General features: G+C 47.1%; 17 protein-coding genes and 1 pseudogene. 15 read left to right on the top strand and 3 right to left on the bottom strand.

Annotated features, from left to right (window positions below; genetic code table 11):
- The first annotated feature begins 122 nt into the window (after positions 1-122).
- On the top strand, positions 123-1,769 hold the full coding sequence (locus tag DT065_RS06515) for an ATP-binding protein (protein WP_114371836.1): 1,647 nt from the start codon (positions 123-125) through the stop codon (positions 1,767-1,769).
- Between the two features lie 20 nt (positions 1,770-1,789).
- Positions 1,790-2,488: a response regulator gene (locus tag DT065_RS06510; RefSeq protein WP_114371834.1), complete on the top strand. Its 699-nt coding sequence runs from the start codon at positions 1,790-1,792 to the stop codon at positions 2,486-2,488.
- 44 nt (positions 2,489-2,532) lie between these two features.
- Here the strand turns inward: DT065_RS06510 and DT065_RS19580 are convergent, their stop codons facing one another.
- The gene (locus DT065_RS19580; RefSeq protein ID WP_257791147.1) at positions 2,533-2,667 is read right to left on the bottom strand and encodes a hypothetical protein; all 135 of its coding nucleotides are present in this window, start codon (positions 2,665-2,667) and stop codon (positions 2,533-2,535) included.
- Between the two features lie 368 nt (positions 2,668-3,035).
- Here DT065_RS19580 and DT065_RS06505 point away from each other — a divergent pair, with 368 nt between their 5' ends.
- The 4 genes from DT065_RS06505 to DT065_RS06490 all read left to right on the top strand — a co-directional run bounded on the left by DT065_RS06505 (position 3,036) and on the right by DT065_RS06490 (position 7,505).
- Positions 3,036-4,097, top strand: coding sequence for a Bug family tripartite tricarboxylate transporter substrate binding protein (locus tag DT065_RS06505; protein ID WP_114371832.1), 1,062 nt, complete (start codon positions 3,036-3,038; stop codon positions 4,095-4,097).
- Positions 4,098-4,171: 74 nt separating this feature from the next.
- Entirely contained in the window at positions 4,172-4,669 is a 498-nt protein-coding gene (locus tag DT065_RS06500; protein ID WP_227002746.1) for a tripartite tricarboxylate transporter TctB family protein, read from the top strand.
- A 13-nt stretch (positions 4,670-4,682) separates the two neighbouring features.
- The gene (locus DT065_RS06495; RefSeq protein ID WP_114371830.1) at positions 4,683-6,191 is read left to right on the top strand and encodes a tripartite tricarboxylate transporter permease; all 1,509 of its coding nucleotides are present in this window, start codon (positions 4,683-4,685) and stop codon (positions 6,189-6,191) included.
- Between the two features lie 60 nt (positions 6,192-6,251).
- Entirely contained in the window at positions 6,252-7,505 is a 1,254-nt protein-coding gene (locus DT065_RS06490) for an MFS transporter (RefSeq protein WP_114371828.1), read from the top strand.
- A gap of 107 nt (positions 7,506-7,612) precedes the next feature.
- On the opposite strand, the pseudogene DT065_RS19515 reads toward DT065_RS06490, so the two are convergent.
- Positions 7,613-7,816 (bottom strand): annotated as a pseudogene (locus tag DT065_RS19515) (hypothetical protein); the annotation flags it as partial.
- Positions 7,792-8,010, bottom strand: a complete 219-nt coding sequence (locus DT065_RS19830) for a Uma2 family endonuclease (protein ID WP_114371824.1) — start codon at positions 8,008-8,010, stop codon at positions 7,792-7,794. The gene DT065_RS19830 and the pseudogene DT065_RS19515, both read right to left, overlap by 25 nt.
- A 245-nt stretch (positions 8,011-8,255) precedes the next feature.
- On the opposite strand from DT065_RS19830, the gene DT065_RS06475 reads away from it, so the two are divergent.
- From DT065_RS06475 to argF, 9 genes are all read left to right on the top strand, one after another.
- Positions 8,256-9,629 carry a CitMHS family transporter gene (locus DT065_RS06475; RefSeq protein ID WP_114371822.1) on the top strand — a complete coding sequence of 458 codons (1,374 nt, stop codon included), beginning with the start codon at positions 8,256-8,258 and terminating at the stop codon, positions 9,627-9,629.
- Between the two features lie 396 nt (positions 9,630-10,025).
- Positions 10,026-11,135: a PrpF domain-containing protein gene (locus tag DT065_RS06470; RefSeq protein WP_114371820.1), complete on the top strand. Its 1,110-nt coding sequence runs from the start codon at positions 10,026-10,028 to the stop codon at positions 11,133-11,135.
- A gap of 183 nt (positions 11,136-11,318) precedes the next feature.
- The gene (gene argC, locus DT065_RS06465; protein ID WP_114371818.1) at positions 11,319-12,353 is read left to right on the top strand and encodes an N-acetyl-gamma-glutamyl-phosphate reductase; all 1,035 of its coding nucleotides are present in this window, start codon (positions 11,319-11,321) and stop codon (positions 12,351-12,353) included.
- A gap of 15 nt (positions 12,354-12,368) precedes the next feature.
- Positions 12,369-13,604 (top strand): bifunctional ornithine acetyltransferase/N-acetylglutamate synthase, encoded by a 1,236-nt coding sequence (argJ, locus tag DT065_RS06460; RefSeq protein ID WP_114371816.1) that lies wholly within the window; start codon positions 12,369-12,371, stop codon positions 13,602-13,604.
- Complete coding sequence (argB, locus tag DT065_RS06455; RefSeq protein ID WP_114371814.1) at positions 13,601-14,398, top strand: acetylglutamate kinase; 798 nt, start codon at positions 13,601-13,603, stop codon at positions 14,396-14,398. The genes argJ and argB overlap by 4 nt, the downstream gene beginning before the upstream one ends.
- Positions 14,370-15,530, top strand: a complete 1,161-nt coding sequence (argD, locus tag DT065_RS06450; RefSeq protein WP_114371812.1) for an acetylornithine transaminase — start codon at positions 14,370-14,372, stop codon at positions 15,528-15,530. The genes argB and argD overlap by 29 nt, the downstream gene beginning before the upstream one ends.
- A 14-nt stretch (positions 15,531-15,544) precedes the next feature.
- A complete protein-coding gene (locus tag DT065_RS06445; RefSeq protein ID WP_114371810.1) occupies positions 15,545-16,621 on the top strand; it encodes a carbamoyl phosphate synthase small subunit in 1,077 nt (358 codons plus the stop codon).
- The gene (gene carB / locus DT065_RS06440) at positions 16,614-19,769 is read left to right on the top strand and encodes a carbamoyl-phosphate synthase (glutamine-hydrolyzing) large subunit (protein ID WP_114371808.1); all 3,156 of its coding nucleotides are present in this window, start codon (positions 16,614-16,616) and stop codon (positions 19,767-19,769) included. Before DT065_RS06445 ends, carB begins: the two co-directional genes overlap by 8 nt.
- 5 nt (positions 19,770-19,774) lie before the next feature.
- A complete protein-coding gene (gene argF / locus DT065_RS06435; protein ID WP_114371806.1) occupies positions 19,775-20,731 on the top strand; it encodes an ornithine carbamoyltransferase in 957 nt (318 codons plus the stop codon).
- The last annotated feature ends 135 nt before the right edge of the window (positions 20,732-20,866 follow it).

Raw genomic sequence — 20,866 nt, 5'->3', positions numbered from 1 at the left:
TAAAAAAACGTTTGCTCTGAAATTGGAGCAGACGTTTTTTCTGTCTCCAAATAGATCTAAGGCTTTATTCAATCTATCAGTCTCATGTATAATTCTAGTAAGGTGGGGGGGGCGCGTACGTTATGAACAGGTTTCAAAGCAAAAATCTACAAAGGCATCTCAATAAACCAAATGTCAAAATTAATTTAAAAATAAAAATGATACTGCTGATCGTTGCATTGATTATTGGTATGTTTATCATTGTAGGATTTTTTGTGCATTATTTTTTTTCGGACTCATTAGAAGAACAAATGGGAGAAAGAGTTTTGAACGTGGCGCAAAGTGTCGCGCGTATACCGGAATTGCGTGAAGCATTTGATGAGGACGATCCTGCTTCCATCATTCAACCCATTGTAGATCCGATTAGAGAAGAAACAGGGGCTGAGTTCATTGTGGTTGGTAATACGGACGAGATTCGTTATGCTCATCCCTTGCCGGACCGGATAGGGGAACGAATGGTAGGTGATGATAATGATCGTGCTTTAATTGATGGGGAAGCCTATGTTTCAAAGGCGGTCGGTTCTTTAGGCCCTTCAATGCGGGGGAAGGTACCTGTTTTCTCTGAAGAAGAGGAAATTGTGGGTGTTGTTTCCGTTGGTTTTTTAGTCGATGACATCCAAGACATTATTGCCAATTATATCCGGGAATTATGGTACGTTTTATTCTTTATTGTTTCCGTAGGCGTTATAGGGGCGGTGATGATCGCGCATTATATTAAAAAAACGTTATTTAATTTGGAGCCTGAAGAAATTTCCCACTTGTTTTTGCAAAAAGAAACCATTCTTCAATCTACCCATGAAGGAATTATTGCCGTGAATCAAAAAGGGCTGATTACTTTAATGAATCAAACCGCTCATCGTCTGTTGTTCCCAAATCAAAAGCAGGAAGCGTCATATGTTGGAAAACACATCGAGGAAGTGCTCCCGTATACAAGGTTGCCGGAAGTGCTCAGTGATGGTGACAGCCAATATGACCAAGAAATGTTGATCGGGAACAATAGTGTTTTCGTCAACCGTATCCCGATTTTTTATGAGAATAAAGTGGTTGGGGCCGTATCCACTTTTCGAAACAAAACGGAGATTGAGAAGTTAACAAAGGAGTTAACGCGAATTAAGCAGTATGCCGAAGCGCTTCGGGCCCAAACCCATGAGTTTTCAAACAAGTTATATACGATTTCAGGATTGCTGCAGTTGAATCGAAAACAAGAAGCGGTTGAGTTAATCCAGAAAGAAACCCATACACAGCAGGAGTGGATTCAATTTTTGATTCAAAAAGTGCCTGATCCGATGGTTAGTGCTGTACTTTTAGGCAAATTGAATCAAGCAAATGAGCTTAACATCCATATGACCTTACACCCGGACAGCAAATTAACATATCGATTGTCAGGGAAAAAAAGAGAAGCGCTTTTAACAGTGGTGGGCAATGTGTTAGAAAATGCATTGGAGGCGGTAAGGAAGCAGCCGCAAAAAAACCGGCAGGTGCGTATTTTCTTTACGGACATTGGAAATGAGGTTATTTTTGAAATCGACGATTCAGGTCCCGGTGTTCAGCCGGAATTAAGTGAGCAAATTTTTACGCAAGGGTTTTCAACAAAAGAAGGCTCCCAAAGAGGGATCGGTTTAGCTTTGAGTAGCCATGTGCTATCAGATAACGGAGGCGCGATTTTACTTGAAGATGGCGAGCTTGGAGGGGCTTGCTTTGTGATAACCATACCTAAAGAGGATACATGAAAATGTCAGGAGGTGATCAAATGAGCGATACTTACAACGTTCTGATTGTGGAAGACGATTTTCGGGTAGCCGACATCAATCACCAATTCATAAATAAAATGGAAGGGTTCAAAGTCGTTGGTGTGGCAAAAACCGGAGAGGAGACATTGAATCTATTGAACAAAGGCAAAAAGTTGCCGGACCTGATTTTGCTCGATGTTTATATCCCAGATGTTCAAGGGTTGGAATTATTGTGGAAAATACGCAATTATTATCATGAAGTGGATGTCATTTTGATGACCGCAGCCAAAGAGGTGCCTACGATTGAAGAAGCGTTGCGGGCTGGAGCATTCGATTATATTGTAAAACCGATTGAGTTTGAACGATTTGAATGGACCCTAAAAAGATATCTCGAGCGCCGTAGGATCCTTGCTGGTAACGGGGAGATGGAACAAGCGGATATCGACCGTTTGATAGGAGCAGCTGACTCCGGGAAGGCTGAAACGGACGACGATGGCTTACCAAAGGGCATTGATAAAATTACATTAAACAACATAAAAGGAATATTGGAAATGTCGAAAGACCAGGGAATAACAGCCAGTAAATTAGGTGAAAAAATAGGTGCGAGCCGGTCAACGGCCAGACGTTATCTCGAATATTTGGTTTCGGTCAATGAGGCGAAAACTGAACTTAAATATGGAGATGTTGGCAGGCCCGAACGTCGTTATGTCTTTGACTGAAAGAAACACACCCCTCAGGTGTGTTTCTTTAGGGTGTGTCCACCTCATCGGATGGCATCTGATTTATCAAGAACGACTGCAACATCTTCAGGATGCCCGATTCGAATCACTTGATTTTGATGTGCACTATTGTTCGGACGAACCGGGCTCGTCCGTGTTTCCGCAGAAGTCTCCGCCATTTCAGCGCCATCCCTTTCGTTTTGACAGCTATCATGACAGCTTAGGTGAAGGGTAATGGTTAAGCTGAAAAGGAAAAATGGTTAATCTCAAAAAAAGAAGCCGAACATGCTTCTGTATTAAGGGGGCCCAAAAAGTTAAAAAAGGAGCGAATCCTTGACAGTTTTGTTCATATCAGCAGCGAGCAAGGGTTTAGCAGGCAATGGACACGTCTAATTTTAGATTACTGGAAAACTTGTCATTAAAGAAATATAATTTTATGTGAACAAAATGAACAAAATGCTACTTATGAATAAAATCTTTATTTTCTGATTAGAAGTATGCTAGATTATAAATTGTAAAATATTTTAATCTAGGGGGTCTAGTAAATATGTCACAAGGATTGTTTAAGCGCTTTTTTTTAACGGGAGTTGTAACCGCTTTCGCATTCGCGCTTGCCGCATGCTCTGATGAGACAGAACAAGCAGGTGAGGACGGCGGAGAAGATGTGGATGCTGAGGGAGAGGAAGAAGAAGCAGAAGCTGATTGGGAACCTACTGAAGCGATTCAATACATCGCGCCTTCCGGTGCCGGAGGCGGATGGGACACTTTGGCCCGGACGAGCGCAACCGTTCTTGAAGAAAACGAACTAACGCCGCAACCGATGCCGGTTGAAAACGTTGAAGGAGGAGGGGGCGCTGTCGGTTGGGCGCAAATCGCCTCTAACGAAGGTGACCCACATCATATGTTTGCCGCGAGCCCTCCGCTGATTTTAATCCCATTGGATGGGGAGTCCGAGTATGACCATAACGATTTTACACCGCTGGCAAGGTTGATTACGGATTATTCGGTTATTATCGTCGACGATGATTCAGAGTATGAGACGATTCATGATTTAATGGATGACATTGAAGAAGACCCTGAAGACGTCGCGATCGCCGGAGGTTCTGCGCCGGGAAGCATGGACCATATCTCCATGGCAGGTGCTGCTGATGCAGCCGGGATAGATGCCAGTCAATTAAATTATGTTGCCTTCGCAGGTGGCGGAGAGGTTATTACCAATGTGATGGGCGGCCAGGTAGATGCCGGGATTACCGGCGCCGGAGAAGCAAGTGGATCTATTCAAGGCGGCGATGTGCGCGCGCTTGCTGTATCTTCGGAAGAACCGATCGATAGTTTGCCGGAGGTGCCGACACTTGTCGACGAAGGCATTGACTACACATTTGATATTTGGCGCGGGGTTTTGGCACCGGGGGATATCCCTGAAGAATCCGTTCGCTATTACGAGGAAATGTTTGCTGACATGATAGAAACGGAAGAGTGGCAAGAAGCCACTGAAGATCTCGGATGGATCGATGCGTATCAAGATAGTGAAGAGTTCGGGGAGTTCCTCGATGAACAAGCAATGGAATTTGAAGAGATTTTGGACGATTTAGGGTTATTGGGGCAATAATACAAACAACGAGAATGGCCTGATCTTGCACATGCGATTTCAGGCCCTATTCTCTATTGAGGGGGATTTCGGCCGTGGCCAAAAAATGGATACAGGAAAATCAGATGATCGCCATCATCCTCGCTTTATTTTCGAGTGGATACCTAGTCTTGGCTTTTGATATTCCTTCTTTCTCCGTACCCAGGCCGGTTGACTCAGATTTATTTCCGAAAATATTGGGGTTTATTTTACTGATATTATCTATATTCTTATTTTTCGACAGAAAAGAATATAAGGATCAAGAAGAAGAAGAAGAAACACAGGTACAGCAGAAAGAAGGGAAACAAAGATTCGCGACACCCAGAATGCAAGTGTTTGTCACGCTTGTAGCGATCGCGTTATATATATTTTTATTTGAAATACTAGGGTTTTTGCTTGTTACGTTATTATTTACCTTTGGCATGACATTTTATTATGGCTATAGAAGGCATGTAGTCAATTTTATCGTTTCTTTATCTGTTAGCTTATTTTTCTATTTACTTTTAACTCGATTCATGGGCATCTATTTGCCTGAAGGAATCATTCCAATATAGGGGGTGCCTTGGCTTGGAGACATTGGAAAGCATATTATATGGATTTGAGGTTGCGCTTGAACCGCTAAATATATTGTTTGTAATGATTGGCGTTTTTGCCGGCACTGTTATTGGAATGATCCCCGGTTTAGGACCGATCAGCATCCTGGCCTTAATGATCCCTGTGACGTTCGGGATGGACCCGGCAGCGGGGTTAATTTTAATGGCCGGCGTTTACTATGGTGCAATATTTGGAGGGTCCACGTCTTCGATTCTTCTGAATGCCCCGGGTGTTGCCGGTGCGGTGGCCACATCTTTCGATGGTTATCCGTTGGCCAAAAAGGGGCAACCCGGCAAAGCATTGGCAACCGCTGCTTACGCCTCTTTTATCGGGGGCACGATTAGTGTCATTGGGTTGATGCTGTTAGCGCCGATGCTTTCAGCGGTAGCTGTAAGTTTCGGACCAACTGAGTATTTCGCACTGATGGTTCTCGGTTTAACATTTGTTGTAAGCTTGTCGGACAAATCTATGGTTAAAGGATTAATCGCTACCGTTATTGGAATTATGATTTCGATTGTTGGCATTGATCTGCAAACAGGCACTTTACGTTATACATTTGGAATTCCCCAGCTAATGGAAGGCATAGAATTTTTAATCGTCGCGTTAGGTTTGTTTGCGCTTGCAGAAGTGTTCATGATGTTGCTACGCGGATCAAGCTTAGGTAAACGCCAGAAAATCAGTTCCCTTAAATTAAACAAGCGGGAAATCAAACAAATTGCCCCGCCGGTCGGGAGAAGTTCGATATTAGGATTTTTCACCGGAGTGCTTCCGGGTGCCGGTGCAACGATTGGCTCTTTTCTCGGATATAGTATGGAAAAACGTATTGCCAAAGATAAACATACGTTTGGAAAAGGGAACCTGAAAGGATTGGCGGCTCCCGAGGCAGCAAATAATGCTGCTTCCGGAGGTTCGTTCGTCCCTTTGCTAACGCTTGGCATTCCGGGTTCAGGTACGACAGCGATTTTATTGGGTGCCCTTCTGGTTATGGGTATCACACCCGGGCCATTAATGTTGGAAGATCATCCCGATATATTTTGGGGTGTGATCGCGAGTATGTATATAGGAAATATATTCCTTCTCATTCTTAACCTGCCTTTAATTCCTTACATCGCCAAAATATTGGATATTCCGAAAGCGATGCTCATGTCCTTGATCATTGTGTTTTGTTTAATAGGGGTGTACGGATTAAGTTTGAGTACGTTTGATCTGTGGTTGCTGTTAATTTTTGCCGTGGTTGGGTTTGCGATGCGTTTGTATGGATTTCCTGCTGCTCCCATGATCCTTGCCCTTATCTTGGGTGACATTATGGAAGAATCGATGCGCCAGGCATTGCAAATTTCTAACGGTGATTGGATGGTCTTCCTGACGAATCCGATTTCGGTTACCATGTTAGCGATTGCAGCATTGTCATTGCTATCCCCAGTGTTTATTTCCGCGTTTAAAAAGATGAGACAGCGGCGAAATAAAAACTTGGGAATGTAAGACCCTGTACGTTTTATAGATATAACCATATGGGTTAGTACAAATTGAGCTGGTGGACCAATGAAAGAAGAATCCAATCAATACGCACAGATTAGAGATACAATCAACCCTTGGCATATGCTCGGGTGGCTTTTGTTTGCGCAGGTTATGATCGCATTTGTTGGGAGAGGTCTTTCTCCGTTGGGTATATTTATTGGAGAAGATTTACTTTTGACAAATACACAGATTGGACTACTTCCGGCTGCATTATTTTTTGGGCAGTTTTTAGCTTCCATTCCCTCCGGTATTATGGTGGACCGACTTGGAACGAGGCCGATGATATTAGCGCTGACATCTTGCCTTGGATTGAGTTTTCTTTTTATGAGCTTAACATCCAGTTTTGTGTGGATGCTTCTGTTTATAATCGCCGGTGGCCTCGGTTACGGGGCCATGCATCCCGCCTCGAATCGGGGCATCATTTACTGGTTTGAACTGAGAAACCGGGGCACAGCCATGGGCATTAAACAGATGGGGGTGACAGTAGGCTCTGCCTTATCCGCTTTTATTCTTGTGTTACTTGCAGAAAACTACGGATGGCGTCTGGTCGTCTTCGGAGCCTCTATTTTTTTATTGATCGCGGGAGTTTTGAGTTATTCCCGGTATAGGGATAGTCAGCAGGCGAAATTGGAGCAGCATAGAGTGAGCCGTCTAAAAGAGGTAAAACAATCATTTTTTGAAATGGCGAAAAATCGCCCCTTGTTGCTTGTAAGTTCAGGTGCAGTCGGACTTAATGCTGCACAGATGTCTTTAAATACGTATCTTATTATTTATGCCAACCAAATGCTAGGCATTCATATTGTATTCGCCGGTACATTGTTGGTTTTTTCCGAAATAGGAGGTTCATTAGGTCGCTTAGGGTGGGGGGCGATTAGTGACCGCATATTTAAGGGTAATCGTATGATTGTGCTGTGTATGATCGCTCTTTTGTCGACGGTATCAGCTGTTATAATGGGGGCTTTTCCTTCCGGCGTACCTTTCATCTATGTTGCATTGCTTTCGTTTGTTTTTGGATTCTGTGTGTCCGGGTTTAATGGTTTGTGGATGAATGCCACCACTGAACTTGTGACCCTGAAACATTCTGGCCTCGCAAGTGGTTTTAGTATGAGCATTGGTTCTTGGGGGACTATACTTGGACCACCTTTATTCGGCCTGATGACAGATATCACCGGTAGTTTTACAGCCGGTTGGTATGGCCTTTCCATGATCCTTATGTTCATCACGGTTTTGTTTTTTGGGTTACATTACGTTTTACAGGAAAACAAAAGGATCACTTAAAGAGCCCCACTTTTCCAGTTCTTTTGTGGCAGTGTTTTTCATAAATGATGACAATCATCCAAACCTAAAATGGTTCCGATCATCAAAAAACGATGATTGAACCATTTTTAATTTTTTCTGTGAACGTGAAAAGCAGAAATTTTGCTCGCGGTATGGTTCATCCAAACACCGTCTGTCAGTGAAAAAGAATCAAACAAAATGGTGAATACCTCATCCTCCTTTCCATACACGTTATCCCTTTCATATTGTCCATGATTTAACGAAAGCACTTCGACGGTTTCATTGCTTATATCCACGATCCAATATTCCTGTACGCCATCTTGTTCATCAGCTCAAATTTGCGGAGGCGGTCGTGTTTTGCCGTTGACGGAGACAACACTTCCACAATCAAATCCGGGTTGTCGTTGCACCCTATATGGTCCAACTTGTCGGGATCGTAAAGAATGGAAATGTCCGGTTGTACGACGTTGTCGGTGTCGTCTGCGAAAAAAGAAAGGCTTCCCATTAAAATCGATAAAAAAACCTACGCCGCGCACGTGAACAAAATAAACAAAATCAACAAAATAAACATTATAATGCTTTTGAGAACAATATTTATATATTATCTCTATATATGCTAGATTTGGATTTATTAAATGGGCTCTAATCTAATAGATATATCATAGGGATTACATGAGCTTTTTTAAATGGGAAATGTATCCGCTTGCAGGATGTTTTCAAGATAGTAGGGTTTGAGGGAGTGAATAAGAGATGGAACAAGATTTTTCAGTTGTACTGACGATCGTAGGATTAGCGATTATTCTTACGATTGTCGGGTTGCTCATATGGGGAAAGGTCAGTCCAATTGTAGGAATGACACTTATCCCGGTGCTCGGTGCATTGCTTGTTGGATTCGGGTTCGATGAGTTACGGGAGTTCTTTGCCTCTGGCGCCGATCAGGTGATGAACGTCGTCATCATGTTTATCTTTGCCATTATATTCTTTGGGATTATGCAAGATAGTGGTTTATTTAACCCGCTTGTTCGGGGAATGATACTCCTCACAAAAGGGAATGTTATCATTGTCGCGGTCGGTACAGCAGTGATCGGAACATTTGCACATCTTGATGGAGCCGGTGCCACAACGTTTCTTTTGACGATTCCGGCACTCCTTCCTTTATATAAAGAGCTCAACATGAGCAAATATTTACTACTGCTTATCGTTTCGTTAAGTGCTGCCATCATGAATATGGTCCCTTGGGGAGGGCCGATGGCCCGAACGGCCTCTGTGCTTGACGCCGACCTCAATCAACTATGGTATCCATTGATTCCTTTACAAATCGTTGGCTTTATTCTCGTCCTTGGGTTTGCCGCTCTCCTGGGTATACGAGAAAAGAAACGGATTGACAAGCGTATAGAGAATGGTGAGATTGAGCGTAATGACAGTGTGAATGTTCAATCGATTGCTGATGATTTTTCCAAAAAACAAGCAGAGGTGGCAGCAGCGGCTGAGGAAAAGCCTGTGAAGCACCCCGCGATGATTTGGATCAACTTCGCGCTTACCCTTGCGGTCGTCGGTGTCATGCTTTTTGATATTGTTCCCCCTGAGTTTGCGTTTATGCTTGGTGTAGCGATAGCCTTGCCGATTAACTATCCAAAAGTTAGCGATCAAATGGGGCGTGTGCGCGCGCATGCACCTGCTGCCTTGATGATGGCTGCAGTCATTCTGGCCGCCGGTGTCTTTCTCGGGGTCTTGAATGAATCAGGGATGTTGGACTCTATTGCTTTGGCTATGGTTAGCATTCTCCCTGCCGCTGTCGGTCCTTTTATACACGTTATCGTTGGTGTACTTGGTGTACCGATGGATTTATTGACGAGTACGGATGCCTACTATTTCGCGATACTTCCGATCGTAGAAGCAACTGCCGCTGAATTTGGCGTATCGTCTGCTTCCACTGCTTACGCAATGATAATCGGAAATGTCATCGGTACGTTTGTCAGCCCATTTGCCCCGGCCGTATGGCTTGCCATTGGACTTGCCGGCGCTAACATGGGACAGCACATTAAGTATTCTTTTTTCTGGTTGTGGGGTTTCAGCATTGTTTTACTCGTTATTGCTTACTTCATGGGCATCTTTACTATTTAAGTGATAGGGTAGAGCATTGACCTTGTTGCAGTTGTTGTTGCTAATGGTGTGTTTCCGAAATTCTTTCCATACTCGCGGACCTTGAAAAAGGGCGTAAATGATCGATCGAAATTGATGCGAACGTTGAACGCGTGTTCTATCATCGACATAAACGAGGAAACTAGGTCATAATTCGAAACATGTACGAGGTTGGCATGGAAAGAGAGCGAAGAGCAGCGAATATGTCGAAGGGAAGGCGGCATCGGCATTAAAAGAGAACAAAGCTGGGCTGGGAAGCCGAAGCAAGCACGGGAACAGAAACAGACCTTCTGTTCATTGTGGCTTGTTTCCCTTCTTGGATAAAATTAAAAACACGCCAATCGTTTGAAACACAATGGGGGCATAGGAGGGTGGCTGATGGCACAATATGCGATTCCGTGTTGTATTTATCGAGGAGGAACGAGCCGTGGTCTATTTTTTCATGAAAAAGACTTGCCGGCGAATCAACGGGAAAAACATCGCGTTTTCCTGGAGGCGATAGATGCATATAATCCATCGCAAATCGATGGCCTTGGCAGCGGGACAAGCCATACGAGCAAAGTTGTCGTGATTGCCCCGTCCAAACAGGAGGATGCAGATATAAATTATACGTTTTACCAAATTGGAATCGGGCAAGAAATTGTTGATGATAAGGGAACTTGCGGGAACTTAATGGCTGCTGTTGGTGCGTTTGCCGTTGATGAAAACTTAGTAGACCCTTCCCATAAGGAAGGGATGGCCATTCAGGCATTCAATACAAATATCGAAAAAATGATTTCGATTCAAGTGCCGGTCGAAAACGGGGTCGCTCAAGTGCAAGGTGCCTATCAAATGCCAGGAACCGTAAGACCAGGGGCCAAATATGCCGTCCATATTCTCGATCCCGGAGGTGGGAAGACCGGTGAAACCTTACCGCTTGGAAGTATATATAAGGAGAATGACCGGAATTATTCATTCGTAGACCTTGTTAACCCCTTCGTCCACTTGGAAGCGAGCACTTTTCATCTGGATGGGACGGAAAGCAATGCCGAAATTAGCGAAAATGGGGAGTTGTTAGCTGCATTGGAAACCGTTCGAGCCAAAGCATCCGTTTCCTCCGGCATGGAGGAGACTGTTGAAAATGCGCGCAAAACGCCTGCTGTCCCGAAAATTACGCTCGTTGCACCTCCACAGACGTACGTTTCAACATCGGGAACGACGATTAACGAAAAAGACATCGATGTCACGGCTAAAATGATATCGATGGGCAAGGTACATCGAACGTTTGCCGGAAGTGGTTTGTATAATCTTGCTGCATCGATCCTCCTTCCAGGTACGATTCCCAACCGACTCGCCAATGCCAAACAAAGCGGGGTTGTACGGATTGGTCATCCGGACGGGATCGCAGAGGTGATGGTCGCTCTCTCCGACGAAGATGATATTTCTTCAGTAGGGTTAGATAGAACAGCCCGGCTAATAATGAAAGGAGAAGTATATATTCGGGCATGACAGGCTTGAAATTGTATGTATCTCTTCAATGGGACCATCGTTAATACGATTCCATTCCACTGTCCACGTGGGATGGGATTTTTTTATGGCACATAAAATTATAAAAATACACTTGAATTTATGTTTATACACCGTTACAATGAATGCACGATAATGCATAAATATTAAGCGGGGTGCAACATTATGAGAGTGGCAATTGTCGGGGCAACAGGATACGGAGGCATTGAATTAATCAGGTTACTGCGGCAGCACCGGCATGTCACGGAGGTCTCGGTGTTCTCCTCCACGCAGGCGGAAGCGCCTTTAACGTCCACCTATCCTCATCTTCAGGAAGTGTATAAAGGCATTTTGCAACCGCTGGATACGAAAAGATTAGCAAATGAATACGATGTCGTTTTTTTATCCGCGCCGCCCGGGGTGGCAGCGAACCTTGCCGGCGATCTGCTGGAAGGATCAGCGGCTATCGTTGACCTTTCCGGGGATTTACGAATAAAAGACGCAAGTGTATACGAAGCGTGGTACGGGCAAGAGGCAGCTGATGCTACGATCACCCGGCAAGCGGTGTATGGATTATCGGAATGGAATGGGGAAAAGGTCAGCAAAGCGAAAATCGTCGCGAATCCGGGCTGTTACCCGACGGCGATTCTTCTCGGTCTCGCGCCGGCCGTAAAAAATAATGGTATTGACATGAAATCGGTCATCATTGATGCGAAAACAGGTACGACCGGTGCCGGGAAAAATCCATCTGCGACGACGCACTTCAGCGAAATGAATGAATCTATGAAAATATACAAGGTGAATGAACATAAGCATACGCCGGAAATTGAGCAACAACTCTCCGATTGGAATGAAGAAGCGGGGGCAGTAACTTTTACCCCGCATCTCGTTCCGATGAGTAGAGGAATTATGGCAACGATGTACGCGACATGCACATCAGATTCGAGCGCACAGGAATGGATCGAAGTATACAAAGCTGCATATGAAGGCCATCCCTTCGTCCGTGTGCGGGAAAATGGATTTCCAGCGACAAAAGAAGTCTACGGCAGCAATTACTGTGATATTTTTCTAGATTATGACGCGCGAACGAATCGTCTCACTATCGTTTCTGTGATAGATAATCTTGTGAAAGGCGCAGCAGGTCAGGCAATCCAAAACGCCAACCTCATGAACGGTTTTGAAGCGGCGGAAGGGCTGGAATTATTTCCGATTTATCCATAATAGGAGGGGAAGAACATGGCGAGCAGCACGACAACAAGCGGTCAAATGCATAGAGTGACAGACGGAAGTGTGCATACGCCGCTCGGTTTTAAAGCGACAGGATTGCATGCAAAAGTGAAACGAAAACGAAAAGATTTAGGCGTTATCGTCTGCGATGTGCCCGCATCGGCGGCAGCTGTGTACACGTTAAACCAAATTCAAGCGGCACCGCTTGACGTAACGAGAGAGAGCATTGCCGAGGGAGGAACGCTGCGTGCGGTGATCGTGAACAGCGGCCAGGCGAACGCTGTCATGGGGAAAGTCGGTGTTGCCGACGCCTACGAAATGCGAGATAAAACGGCGAAAACATTTGGTCTGGATCCCCGGGACGTTGCGGTCTCTTCGACAGGCACGATCGGCGAGCGTGTGCAAATGGAAAAAATCCTTCCCGGGATCGAAGCATTGCAACCGGAAGCAACCGCCGCAAGTTCCAACGCGTTTGCCGAGTCGATTCTAACGACCGATACATGTACGAAAGAAACGTGTTATGCCACCGAAATTGACGGAAAAACGATTCATATCGGCGGGGTGGCCAAAGGCTCCGGCATGATACATCCCAATATGGCAACGATGCTCAGTTTTGTCACAACCGATGCGGCCATCGCACCGGAACACTTGCAACAGGCACTATCGGAAATCACCGATCGCACGTATAACCGCATTACGATTGATGGAGACACGTCGACGAACGATATGGTGTTAACGCTCGCGAGTGGGAAAGCCGAAAATAAACCATTGCACCCTGGGCATCCGGATTGGGCCCACTTTATTCAGACGCTTGAATGTGTTTGTGAAGCGCAATCCAAACAGATCGCCCGTGACGGCGAGGGAGCGACAAAGCTCGTAGAGGTGAACGTGAAAGGGGCACCGACGGCTGAAGACGCAGGCAAAATTTCCAAACAAATCGTCGGCTCCGATCTTTTAAAAACGGCGGTTTTCGGAACCGATGGCAATTGGGGAAGGATCATTTGCGCGATTGGGTACAGTGGCGTAACGATTGATCCGGAAACGATCGATATTGCCATCGGCCCACACTTGACGTTGTCGCAAAGCGAGCCTGTCGATTTTTCCGAAGAAGCGGTCACCGCCCATCTTGAGCAAGACGAGGTTTTCATTGAAGTCGATCTTCATATTGGCGATAGCAGCGGAAAGGCGTGGGGATGCGATTTAACGTATGATTATGTCCGCATTAACGCGGGGTATCGGACATGAATCAGTTTGTCGTCGTAAAATGCGGCGGGGCTACGGTCGATGCTCTATCCGATGAATTTTATGCACGCGTTGCCCGCTTGGCCGACCAAGGAAAAACGCCGGTCATCGTTCACGGTGGCGGCCGTGCGGTGAATGAAATGCTTGATTTAATGCAGGTGGAATCAACATTTGTAGATGGGTTGCGGCGGACGACACAAGACGTATTGGACGTTGCAGATATGGTGTTTAACGGCAAGGTCAACCCCATGATATGCGCAAAGCTACAAGCAGCGGGTGTACAAACGATCGGGTTATCCGGGTGCGATGGACCGATGATCAAAGCGAAACTTCTCGATGAAGAAAAACTCGGGCTCGTGGGCGAAGCCGTACATGTAGATCCATCGCTCCTTCAGCAAGTGACCGCCATTGGCCTTATTCCCGTCATTTCCCCGCTCGTAGCCGGAGAAAATGGGGTTCGATTGAATATGAACGCGGACACGGCAGCCGCCCATTATGCGGAAAGCCTGGGAGCGGAAGAAGTAATGTTCGTCACGAATGTTCCCGGTATTTTACAAAACGGCGAGGTTCTTCCCTATGTCACTGAAACCGACATCCAAAAAATGATCGCTGACGAAACGGTGTACGGTGGAATGATCCCAAAAGTGAAGGCGGCGTTGCAAGTGCTTGGGGGAACCTCTGTCCAAAGGGTAACGATCATTGACGGCGAAGGCAATCAACCGGGAAGCGGCGGAACAACTATCGTGAAAACAATGGAAGGTGAAAAAGATGAGCACGCGCCTCTTTCCTACTTATAAACGCTGGGATTTAACGTTCGAATCGGCAAGCGGGGACACGATCACCACAGCCGATGGCCGGGAATTTATCGATCTGATGAGCGGTATTGGAACGGTGAATATGGGGCATAACCATCCGGAAATCGTCGATGCAGTTGAAAAACAACTGCACCGAGGTTGGCACGGATCGAATTTTTTTCAATATAAGCAGCAAGAAGAAGTTGCTACTCAATTGACGACTATGACGGGTCTTCAGCGAGTCTTTTTCGCCAACAGCGGAACCGAGGCCAATGAAGCGGCGATCAAGCTGGCAAGGAAAGCGACGGGAAGAGAAGAAATCGTTTCTTTCACCCAATCGTTTCATGGCCGAACGTACGGAAGCATGGCTGCTACCGGTCAAACGAAAATACACGAAGGATACGCGCCGCTTCCGGGCGGTTTCACGTACGCGCCCTACAATGACTACGCGCAAACGGAAAAATATATTACTAGCGATACAGCCGCTGTCATCGTGGAAACGATCCAAGGAGAAGGCGGGGTTATCCCCGGAGCACAGGCGTTTTTAGAAAAAGTGGAGGCGTTGGCGAAAGCGCACGGGGCACTGCTGATCATTGACGAGATTCAAACAGGAATGGGAAGGACCGGGGAACGGTTTTCCTATCAGAAATTTGGGTTGGACCCGGATATGGTCACCGTCGCAAAAGGGCTTGGAAACGGTTTTCCGGTTGCCGCGATGATGGGAAGGGAAGATTTGCAACCCTATTTCGGTCCCGGAAGTCACGGCACAACGCTGGGTGGCAACCCGCTCGCGATGGCAGCCGTCCACGCGACGTTACACGTATTGAACACGCCTGGACTGTTGTCCGAGGTTGAAGCTAAAAGCAAGCAGGCGTTTCAGCACTTACGCAACCAATGCGAAGCTAGCGATATTGTCACCGAGGTTCGCGGTAACGGTTTGATGATCGGCATTGCTTGCGAAGAGCCGGTGGCCCCAATCCTGACAAAAATGCAGGAAAAAGGGGCCGTCGCCTTGCCGGCCGGCGAAAAAGTGATCCGATTGCTTCCGCCGTTAACGATCAGCGAAGAACGGTTGGCGCAAGGGTTGGACATAGTTATGGAAGCAATAAAAGAAACGGCGAAAACGAAGTCGTAAAGGAGAGAGTTACGATGAAAGGGTACTTGGTATTAGAAAACGGCGATGTTTTTCCGGGGCAGTTGCTAGGGGCATCAACCGCGACGGATGTGCATGGAGAAACGGTATTTTTTACAGGCATGACAGGCTATGAGGACGTCGCAACCGACCCGTCGTACCGCGGCCAAATCGTCGTTTTCACTTATCCGCTCATCGGTAACTATGGAATCAGCGATGCAACGCAGAGCGAAGAATGGCAGCCTCGCGCGTTAGTGATAGGAGAATGTTCCTCGGCTGGGTATCATTATCAATCAAAAGAAACGCTTGTTTCCCGCGCTGGAGGGGCTCCCATTTTGACAGATGTGGATACTCGCGCGCTTGTGAAACGCATTCGCACTTCAGGCGCAGTGGAGGCGGTCATTACGACGGATCCTGAGGCGGTGACATGGGAAAACATAACTCCCATGGAAGAAAAGGCACTTATCAAAGAGGTATCTACGCAAAAGATAGAATCATTCGGCTCGGGAGATACCCATATCGTGCTCATTGATTTCGGCCACAAAAAGGCAATGGTTGATGCGCTTTGTGCCCACGGTGCCAAAGTAACTGTCGTTCCTTATGACACAACGCTCTCGACGATTGAAGAACTTGAGCCTGATGGATTGCTTTTATCCAATGGACCCGGAAATCCGAAGCAATTACAAGCGCAACTCCCGACCATTAAAGCGGCGATCATGCAGTATCCGACGTTTGCCATTTGCCTCGGCCACCAACTGATCGCGCTTGCGTTCGGTGGGGATACAACGAAATTGGCGTTCGGTCATCGCGGCCCTAATCAACCTGTCATTGACAAACGAACGGGGAGGGTCGATATGACCGCTCAAAATCACAGTTACGTGGTTGATCGCGCCTCTCTAAAAGAAACGGAACTCGAGGTCACGCACGTCAATGTGAATGACGAATCGATCGAGGGGCTTGCCCACGGGCGTTTGCCGATCCAGTCCGTTCAGTATCACCCGGAAGCACACCCGGGGCCGAGCGATAGTCGGCATTTATTTTCAACATTTTTTCGTATGATTGCCAAGGAGAAAGAAGTGAGCGTCCATGCCTAAGAAAACACACCTAAGAAAAATCCTTGTGCTCGGTTCGGGGCCGATCGTGATCGGGCAAGCGGCAGAGTTTGACTACGCCGGGACGCAAGCATGCTTAGCCTTGCGGGAAGAAGGTTGTGAAGTCGTGCTCGTTAACAACAATCCGGCAACCGTCATGACCGATGAAACGTGCGCGGACAAAGTTTATTTTGAACCGCTCACGCTCGAGACGTTAACGCTCGTCCTTGAAAAAGAACAACCGGACGGATTGCTCGCGACGATGGGCGGGCAAACAGGTCTGAACCTGGCTCTTTCTGCTTATGAGTCCGGCCTGTTGGATCGAAGTGGGGTGAAATTGCTCGGCACTCCGATGGCCTCCATTCAACAGGGCGAAGACCGTGAAGCCTTTCGTAATTTGATGCATGAATTAAACGAACCTGTGCCGGAAAGTACGATCGTTACGTCGGGAAAAGAAGCGATTGATTTTGGCAAGGGCGTTGGCTACCCGATTATTGTCCGTCCGGCCTATACGCTTGGCGGTGGTGGTGGTGGCGTCGCCGGCAATGAAACGGAACTTGAAACGATCGTCTCCGGTGGACTTGATGCTAGTCCTATTAACCAATGCCTCGTGGAAAAAAGCATCGCCGGCTTCAAGGAAATCGAGTACGAAGTCATGCGTGATGCCAACGATACGTGCATATCGGTATGCAATATGGAAAATATTGATCCTGTCGGTATCCATACCGGGGACTCCATCGTTGTCGCTCCATCCCAGACGTTGAGCGACCGCGATTATCAGATGTTGCGCACGGCTTCGATCAAAGTGATTCGCGCCCTCGGCATTGTAGGAGGATGCAATATTCAGTTCGCCCTTGACCCGTACAGTGACCAGTATTATTTAATCGAGGTGAACCCGCGCGTCAGCCGTTCTTCCGCGCTTGCTTCCAAGGCAACCGGATACCCCATTGCCCGCCTCGCGGCGAAAGTCGGCCTCGGATACGGACTGCATGAACTGAAAAACCCGGTGACGGCCCACACGTACGCGAGTTTTGAACCTGCTCTTGATTATGTCATCGTGAAATTTCCCCGCTGGCCGTTTGACAAATTCAAGGACGCGGATCGCACCCTCGGGACCCAGATGAAAGCGACCGGCGAAGTGATGGCCATTGAACGAAACATGCAAGGGGCAATCCAAAAAGCAGTGCGTTCGCTGGAAATTAAGCTGGACGGTTTACGTTGGCCGGGGGTCGAAGACGTATCGACCACTGAACTGGAAACGGCAATTATATATACAGACGATCGTCGCTTCTTTTACTTGCTTGAATTGATGAGACGTGGGTACAGCTCGGAAAAACTGGCGGCGCTCACGGATATCAACCGATTTTTCCTTGATCATTTTCAACGCTTGATCACTTCAGAGAGAAAAGTCGAAGCAACCGCTTTTGCGCACATTGATGCTGACATGCTCAAGACGTGGAAAAAAGAAGGGTTCAGCGATCACTGGCTCGCCTCTCGTTGGGGTATTAGCGAGAAAGCATTGCGAGATTTCCGTTTCCAAAACGGAATTACTCCCTCGTACCATATCGTGGACACGTGCGCCGGGGAATTTGAAGCGGAGACGCCTTATTACTATTCAACGTACCATGGCATGGATGAAGCATCCGATGCCGGTAATAAGCCGAAAATTTTAATCGTTGGATCAGGGCCAATCCGCATTGGCCAGGGAATTGAGTTTGATTATTGTTCAGTCAATGGTGCTAATGCGGTGAAAAACCTCGGCTACGAAACGGTTATGATGAATAATAATCCGGAAACCGTAAGTACGGACTACGAGACCGCCGACAAACTTTATTTTGAACCGCTGGCGGCCGAAGATGTCATTCATGTCGCTGAGCGTGAAAACGTGGAAGGCGTTTTGTTGCAGCTTGGAGGGCAAACAAGCATCGCGCTTACGGAAGCGCTCGAAACTGCCGGCCTTCAACTGTTCGGTGCACCATTTGATGTCATTGACCAACTGGAAGATCGCGGGCGCTTTTATGAACTTATGCAAAAAGCGGATATTGCCCATATTCCAGGTCAAACCGGCGTCGATGCTAACGATACGATAAAAAAAGCAAGGGAAATCGGCTACCCTGTTTTGCTGCGCCCTTCCTATGTCATCGGAGGACAGGGCATGTCCATTTTCACCTCGGAAAAACAATTAAGCGAGTACGTGGAAACGCATGAGCGCGATATTGCCTATCCAATTCTCATCGATGCGTATGTTGCAGGAAAAGAACTGGAAGTCGACGTCGTCACAGACGGTGATCGTGTATTTATCCCTGGCATTTTTGAGCATATCGAAAAAGCAGGCGTTCATTCCGGCGATTCCATCGCGATCACCCCGCCGTACGAGCTTTCAAAGGCCAATCAGCAACGGATCGTGACGTATGCGGAAAAAATCGCGCGCGAACTCGATTTCGTCGGTCTTTTTAACATTCAATTTGTTTTGTCGGAAGGGACATTGTATGTGATTGAGATCAATCCCCGTGCCTCGCGGACGGTTCCGATTTTTGCAAAGGCGAGCGGCAATAATCTGATCAATCAGGCGGTTCAGTTGTTGCTGGGAGAAACTTGGTCGAAAGTACTTGGAGAAAAACAGGGCTTGGCAATCGAAACGTCTTATTACGCTGTTAAAGCACCGGTGTTTTCGACGGAAAAATTACCGGGGTTGGACCCATTATTAGGGGCGGAAATGAAATCGACGGGCGAACTCTTGAGTTTCGGTACGACGAAAGAAGAAGCGATGCATCAAGCATTTGCTTGGAAAGATGATAAAATCCCGGCCATTTATCAACAAACGGGAAGCATTTATTCCCACATTGCAACGGATCAAAAGGAAGCATGCGAACCGGCGTTGCAAGCGTTGAAAGAAGCGGGCTTTACCATTTATGACAAAGCCACCTATTCGTTTGAGCGCTGGCTTGAAGACGAGGACGGTCTGCTTTATATCAATATCCCTCCGACAGGCAGCCGGGAAAGTGTAGACGAACGGTTAGCAGCGGAGCGTAAGCGAAAAATGGTCGTCACCGATCCGGAAACGTTGCGCGAGTTGGTTTTCGCCCGTGACAATGAACATCGCGTATGTGCAGTTGAAACTTGGAAGCAGCGAAATTTACAAAGGACGTGACGGAAATGGAAACAGAAGAGGTGTGGACCGAAGGTTCTTTAAAAGGAAGAGATGTATTATCCTGGGTGGATTTCGCTTCGGAGGACATTGAAGGGCTTTTGGAGAGCGCGGGTCTACTTAAAGAAAAACAAAAACACGGTATCCCTCACCAAACGTTGGCCGGCCGCTCTCTTGGGATGATTTTTGAAAATGCCTCCACGCGCACGCGAGTGTCATTTGAGGTAGGCATGACGCAGCTCGGCGGCCACGCGTTGTTTTTGAGCAGTGCTGATTTACAGATCGGGCGCGGTGAACCGATAGAAGATACCGCTCGTGTCCTTTCCCGTTACGTGGACGCGATCATGATTCGCGCCAACGATCATGAAATGGTGACGCGCCTTGCAGAGATGAGTGATATTCCGGTGATCAACGCGCTCACAGATGACTATCATCCTTGCCAGGCACTCGCCGATATGTTGACGATTCAAGAACATTTGGGAAGTCTGAAAGGTCGCAAGGTTGTCTACGTCGGTGATGGCAACAACGTCGCCCATTCGTTGATGATCATCGCCGCCAAACTCGGCGTTGATATCACCTTGTCGACCCCAAAGGGATACGAGGGCGATCAAGCCGTTTGGGAAAAAGCAAAAGATGTTGCCGAGGATACGGGCAGCAAAGTGGAACACGTCATCGACCCGCACGAAGCGGTGCAACATGCTGATGTCGTCTATACCGACGTCTGGGTGAGCATGGGGGCAGAAAAGGAGCAAGATATCCGTAACCAAGCATTTGAACATTATCAAGTTACTGACGCTTTGATGGACCAGGCAACCGATGAAGCGATTTTCATGCATTGTTTACCTGCCCATCGCGATGAAGAGGTAAGCGCCGACGTCATTGACGGAGCGCGCTCGGTCGTCTTCGACCAGGCGGAAAACCGCCTGCACGTGCAAAAAGCGATATTGCAAGCGGTGGTACGTTAAACGAAATCCCTTTCGGGGGATTTTTTGTTTATGGTTCGATACCCTTTCATCGCATGGCACCCGAAGTTTATGGGAATGCGGTGGATCGGTTGCAATGGAGAGCTCATGAAGCCTGAAATCTGCGAGGAACGGCTT

The organism is Salicibibacter kimchii, assembly GCF_003336365.1.
GTDB classification, from domain to species: Bacteria; Bacillota; Bacilli; order Bacillales; family Marinococcaceae; genus Salicibibacter; species Salicibibacter kimchii.
Note: the sequence above shows the minus strand (reverse complement) of the source record. Positions and strands in the feature narration are given on the sequence as shown.